This is a genomic window from Bradyrhizobium sp. AS23.2 (assembly GCF_001908185.1).
Classification (GTDB): Bacteria; Pseudomonadota; Alphaproteobacteria; order Rhizobiales; family Xanthobacteraceae; genus Bradyrhizobium.
This window is the reverse complement of sequence record NZ_LGHM01000321.1, coordinates 1-4,912: the sequence shown is the minus strand read 5'-3', so window position 1 is coordinate 4,912 and position 4,912 is coordinate 1. Positions and strand designations below refer to the sequence as shown.

Sequence of the window (4,912 nt, the reverse complement as noted above, 5' to 3'; positions counted from 1 at the left end):
GCAGCTAGGATCAATCTATGAGCGCATTCTTCAGTTTGGCCTAAAAGTCGACGATAACCAAATTATAGTCGATGCCGACGACGCCGCTCGTCACGAGTCGGGTAGCTATTACACGCCAGATAGCCTTGTGATGTTGATCATTGAGAGAGCCGTGGCACCTCTGATCAACGAACGGCGTGAGGAATTCATAAAGAAGTCGGACGCCCTTGCCGACGATGAACGCACACTAAATCAGAGATTAGCAGAGCTCAGTGGCGTCGATCCGGCCGCTCGCATATTGGATCTGAAGATCTGCGATCCGGCGATGGGGTCGGGTCATTTCCTTGTCAGTTTGGTCGATTGGCTGGCCGACAAGGTCCTTGCGGTGATGGCTGAATCGGAAATAACGGTTGATTGGGCGGATAACAAATACCAATCGCCACTAGCGCATGAAATCGTTCGCGTACGCACCGAAATTGTAAGGCACGCGGAGCAGCACGGTTGGCCGATCGTCGCAGAGCAGTTAGAGGATCGTCACCTCGTTCGACGCATGATCCTTAAGCGCTGCATTTACGGCGTCGATAGCAATCCAATGGCAGTAGAATTGGCCAAGGTGGCGCTATGGCTGCATACTTTTACGGTCGGTGCACCGCTATCGTTTCTTGATCATCATCTTCGATGTGGCAACTCGGTATTCGGCTCATGGGTTCGCCCCGCGATGGACCAACTAAAGGACTGGGGAAGCCCACTTCTAATACATGAACCGCTGAAGAGAGCCCTTGGCGCAGCCGCCGGAATGCAAATGATCGAGCGCCTGACTGATGCCGATATTGCGGAGGTGCATCAGTCAAAGCAGCTCTTCGGCGGCATTGAGTCGATGACAGCTGAATTGAAAGGCTTGCTCTCCATCGTTGACGCCGTGGAGTGGCAAGGATCTCGCAGTAAGCTCGACAAAGCAGCCTTGCAAGAATTGATGAAAGGCAAGTTCGGAAACCCAACGGCCTTGGTTTTGGGCACCGATGAAGTTCGTGTGCCGACCCAATCGGCTAGTTTGGAATCGGCGAAGCAACTGGAGCTGGAAAAACGAAAAAGAGAGATTACGAAGAAACAGGTATTCTCAGAGTTTCAAACGGCAGTTCGGATGAAAGAATGGCTTCCCAACATCCGAGCTGCCTTGTCACACAATTTCTTTCATTGGCAGATCGCTTACCCCGGCGTTTGGCGAAATTGGGAGGATGAGCACGTTTCCGGCGGCTTCGATGCCGTCGTGGGTAATCCACCTTACGTACGTCAGGAATTGTTAGGAGCGATCAAGCCCGCTCTAAAGCGCGAATATCCGCACATCTATGACGGATATGCCGATTTGTATGTCTACTTCTACGAACTCGGGTTGAAGCTTCTTCGACCCGGGGGCCGACTGTCGTACGTCGTAACCAATAAGTGGATGAAGGCGGGCTACGCCGAAGGATTGCGCGAACTGTTTAGCAATCAGGCATGGGTTGAATTCGTCGCCGATTTCGGTCACGCAAAGAAATTTTTCCCAGACGCTGATGTATTTCCATCGGTGATCATATTGAGGAAGCCAAACGCGAGCGGCGGACCCGCTGACACCCAAGTTTGCGTCATCCCACGCGATGCAGTGCCAGAGAAAGGATTAAGTGAAGCAGTTACACGTGCAACTTACTCTTTGCCGCGCGCGAACTTCACGAAAGAAAACTGGACGCTAGAACCGCCAAACGTGGTTGCTTTACTAGAGAAAATAAAGCGCAATGGAGTAAACCTCAAGGAGTTTGCATCTGTCGAGCCGATGTACGGCTTGAAAACGGGGCTCAACGAAGCGTTCATGATCAACGCGGAGACGCGCGCTAGGATCATTGCTGAAGAACCTGGGGCAGAAGAGATCATAAGACCGTACCTTCGCGGTCAAGACATTCAGCGATGGTCAAGTCCTGCTAGCGACCTCTACATGGTAGTGATGAAGTCCAGCGGAGACTATCCTTGGCCTTGGGCGAATGCCCCGGATGAGGCTAAAGCTGAAAAGATCTTCAAAGAAACTTACCCGATCCTTCACCAGCACTTTAAAGGATTCGAAGAATACAGGGACAAGAAATCGGGAGCCCTGAAAGGCTTGCGACATCGCGAGGACCAAGGACGCTGGTGGTGGGAGCTGCGATCGTGCGCCTATTATGATGCGTTTGATCGCCCGAAAATCATGTATCAAGTCATTCAGTATCACCCGCGATATTCGATCGATGAGAATGGCCGTCTAGGGAACGATAAGATCTTTTTCCTCCCGAGTGGCGATCGCAAGCTGCTCGCGGTGTTGAACTCGCCGCTAATGTGGTGGTTCAATTGGAGACATCTGACTCATCTGAAGGATGAGGCGCTATCGCCCATGGGTTATAAGATGGAAACAATTCCGATTGCGGAAATTCGCGGCGAGGCCTCAGCAGCTACTCATGCGTTGGTCAATCGCATCCTTGAGGATCGTTCAATTGTCGCCGCCGCCAAAGCCAGATTGAGTACTTGGCTTTTGCACGAATGGCAGCTTGGAAAGCTTAGCCGGAGTAGTTCTGGACTTCTTTCCCTCGATCCAGATGCGTTTGTTGGACAAATCAGAGCGGCGCTTCCGAAGAAGCGTAAGCTTTCTAGCTCGGACATCGAGAGACTTGTTGAAGAGCATGGAAATCTGATCGAACCCGCGAGAGCCGCTATCACGTCAATCCGGTCATCCGAGCAGAGGATTTCGGAACTAGTCAATGAAGCGTACGGGCTTACACCCGAGGATGTGCAACTTATGTGGGAAACTGCTCCGGTTCGAATGCCGTTCGTGCCCCCTGGCTTCGCGCCAGCAGTTGTAGCAACTGAATCTGATGCGTCAGACGAGGAGGGTGAATAGCAAGCGGGCTTCACACAGTTACGTCATAGCTTCTTCGACGGACGACGCTGATACGTAAAGCCTAAACCAGCGTTTATGTTTGACGGAGCCGTATAGGTCGCGCCCTCTCCCTCATACGAGGCGCTTCATTAGAACAGGCGACCTTTCCCGTGTTGTGAGTCGAAGCAAGGCGCCCTTAAATGGCTCGTCAAGGGTCGCAGGAAGTCCCTTGCGGGCACCAATCCACAAAGGGCTGTCCGACATGTCGCCTGCCACGAGCCTAAGCGGTCCAGTCTCAACTCTCGTCCCGTTGATCTTTGCAAGGATCGCTTTGTCTGCGGCTGACCACTTGGTTTCGCCCATGCGATCTTGAGCATCAGCTCTTACTATCTGTTTCAGAGCAGTAGCGGACCCATCCTTGTCTCCGATTCCAGCGATCAGGATGCCGACAAAGATGCTTTCCGCCGGGATGCCGGCTGTGATGTCTATCCCTGAACGATCCGGTCCCAATCCGAATCCGCTCGATTGCATCGGATCGGGAGCAGGATGCATTGCGCGGTGCACATACCAAGTTCCTGATTCGAGCTGGCGAGCTGCGGCTGCCTTGGGAAATCTGACTGCGTGCGCTGTTGGGTCCGGCCATTTAGTGGGGTGATGGAGATACAACTCCACAGTCGTAATGGGCCATCGATGCCGCCCATCGTACTCAAGGTGGTGACCGAGCAAGATAGACCGAGCTGCTTCAATAAATCGGCTTTGAATGTCTTCGAAGGTCGTGATGCCTGCAAAGTTTGGTATCGGAGAGGGCGAGATCAATTTAGTCACCTAATCTTGAACGACACGGATTGTAGTAAGCGCTAGGCGCTGATCGGTACCGGTTGCACGAGGCAGCGAACGCCGCCGCCGCCGCTCGCCAGGGAAGTGATGCCCACGACAACTATCTCTCGCCCTGGAAATGCCTGACGTATGGCCTGCTGAGCTTCGAAGTCCCTTGTTTCGTCACCAAAGGCCGGCACGACGACCGAGCCATTCGGCGTGTATACATTCAAATAGCTTCCAGCAAACATCGAGTTGACTGTCTTGGGATGACGAGGCGGCGAGATCAGGACCACGTTCCCCTTTGGGTTTGTTTGAAGCAGAGCGGATCGGATCGAACCAATGTCTGTTGATCTTGCGGACGCATTATCCTCATGATCGGCGGTTTGAATGAGAACGTCACCGGACTCGGTTGGAAGGACATACCCGTCCACATGCCCGCTTGTGATGGCCTCGTCTTCGTCACCATTCAGCCAGACGACCTTGGAAGCACCGAGCTTGAGCAAAGCCCGCTCGATCTCAGTCTGGCAGACGTTTGGATTCCGCTTCTCGTGAAGCAAACAGCTCTTGGTGGTGTATACAACACCGGCACCGTCAATTACGAATGCCCCTCCCTCCGCAATGAAAGGCGCAGCGTAAAAGCGCTCCCCAAACAAGTGGCTGGCAACACTTGCTAGCCGATCACCCGGCCGGGGCTCCCGATATTCGCTGTTGCCCCAGCTGTTGAAGTTAAGATCGATTGGCACAGCATGGGTGCCTTGCATGGCGTAAATCGGCGCAATATCCCTCATCCATATGTCGTCGACGGGAGCGATGACTAACTCAACGTTGCGACCAGCAAAGTACGATTTTGCTTCGCCGAGCGCGTGCGCCGGCGTAAGCAAGCGCACGGGTTCGTAGCGAGAGATCATTAGAATTAAGTTATGCAGCTCCTGTTTGGCGGAGCGCAGAAGTGAACCCCATTCGGGGTGAAATGCCCACGCCATCCAGCAATAGGAATGCTTCGTCCAGTCCGGAACGAGACGAAGATTACTGCTCGACGATGCGGGTACCTTCATGCAAGGGCACATGTGTGCCCCCCGAATCCTACGAATAGGCGGTTCGCGACAGAGCTTATCGCGATGTCGATATCGCTATCCGGAGAGGCTAACGATAGACCGAGATCGCGGATCGATCTCGCAAACGCAAGCGACCTATCTTCAATCGACAAATTAACTCGACCGGAAAGAGACTCATCGC

2 protein-coding genes are annotated in these 4,912 nt (G+C 53.3%); one reads left to right on the top strand and one right to left on the bottom strand.

Features of this window, described 5'->3' with window-relative positions:
- Positions 1-151: 151 nt before the first annotated feature.
- The gene (locus tag AC630_RS41815; RefSeq protein ID WP_208867120.1) at positions 152-2,878 is read left to right on the top strand and encodes an Eco57I restriction-modification methylase domain-containing protein; all 2,727 of its coding nucleotides are present in this window, start codon (positions 152-154) and stop codon (positions 2,876-2,878) included.
- A gap of 836 nt (positions 2,879-3,714) precedes the next feature.
- On the opposite strand, the gene AC630_RS41805 is transcribed toward AC630_RS41815, so the two are convergent.
- Positions 3,715-4,731 carry an agmatine deiminase family protein gene (locus AC630_RS41805; protein WP_074124272.1) on the bottom strand — a complete coding sequence of 339 codons (1,017 nt, stop codon included), beginning with the start codon at positions 4,729-4,731 and terminating at the stop codon, positions 3,715-3,717.
- Between the last annotated feature and the right edge of the window lie 181 nt (positions 4,732-4,912).

Bases quoted from the DNA above. Each gene is read 5' to 3' on its own strand.
- AC630_RS41805 (WP_074124272.1), bottom strand. From the start codon at position 4,731: ATGAAGGTACCCGCATCGTCGAGCAGTAATCTTCGTCTCGTTCCGGAC.